A 1,117-nucleotide genomic window follows, 5' to 3' on the forward strand; every position below is an offset into this window, starting at 1 on the left:
CATGTTGGGCCGTTCGTTGTTGTAGGTCCAGAGCCACTCTGTGGCGAATTTCTGCGCCTCCTCGATGCTTTCAATGATGTACTGGTCAAGCCATTCATGTCGGACGGTGCGGTTGTAGCGCTCGACATAGGCGTTCTGTTGCGGCTTTCCGGGCTGGATGTGGCTCAACGCAATTCCTTGCGTTTCGGCCCATTCCATCAGTTTGCCGCTGACATACTCAGGTCCGTTATCCACACGAATGGCCAACGGTTTACCGCGCCATTCGATGATCTGGTTCAGGCTGCGGATGACGCGTCCAGCAGGCAGCGAAAAGTCCACCTCGATGCCCAGCCCCTCTCGGTTGAAATCGTCCAGGACGTTCAATAGCCGGAATTGCCGGCCGTCTTCTAAACGATCTGCCATGAAGTCCATCGACCAGACCAGGTTTGGCGCATCCGGCACAGTCAGAGCGTCGGGCTTGTCGCGCTTCAAGCGCTTGCGTGGCTTGATCCTGAGGTTCAGCTCCAGCTCGCGGTAGATGCGGTAGACGCGCTTATGGTTCCATTGATGCCCGCGGACATTGCGCAGGTAAAGGAAGCACAGACCGAAGCCCCAGGTCTTCTTTGCCCGCGTCAGTCCGATCAGGAGATCGGCGATCTGCTCGTTCTCGTCGTTCAGCTTGGCGCTGTAACGATAGCAGGTCTCGCTTACCTCAAACGTGCGGCAGGCAAGCGCAATACTCACCCCGCGCAACGCCACTGCTTTCCCGGCCATCTCCCGGCGTTGAGATGGCCGCGTCATTTTTTTCCTAGAGCCTCTTTGAGTAGCTCTGCCTGCATGCTCATCTCGGCATACATCTTCTTCAACCGACGGTTCTCGTCCTCCAGAGACTTCATCTGGCTGATCATCGACGCGTCCATACCGCCATATTTGGATCGCCATTTGTAAAAGGACGCCGTGCTCATTCCATGCTCCCGGCAAAGCTCGGGGACAGGGACGCCACCTTCCGCCTGGCGAAGGATGGCAAGGATTTGGGGTTCGCTGAATCTGCTCGTCTTCATCAAAATCTCCTCGATCATAAAGCCCGAGAAAATTCTACTTTTGAAGCCCGTTAATTGGCGGGGGGATTACCCAAGCA

Annotated in this window: 1 protein-coding gene; it reads right to left on the reverse strand. The window is 56.1% G+C overall.

Annotated features, from left to right (window positions below):
* A protein-coding gene (locus EO99_RS0125390) for an IS3 family transposase (RefSeq protein WP_156035023.1) occupies positions 1-1,040 on the reverse strand; the annotation gives its coding sequence in 2 pieces (ribosomal slippage) (positions 1-785 and positions 785-1,040; 1,041 coding nt annotated over the 2 pieces). This gene is flagged as partial in the annotation.
* Between the last annotated feature and the right edge of the window lie 77 nt (positions 1,041-1,117).

The organism is Pseudorhizobium marinum, assembly GCF_000705355.1.
GTDB lineage: Bacteria > Pseudomonadota > Alphaproteobacteria > Rhizobiales > Rhizobiaceae > Neorhizobium > Neorhizobium pelagicum.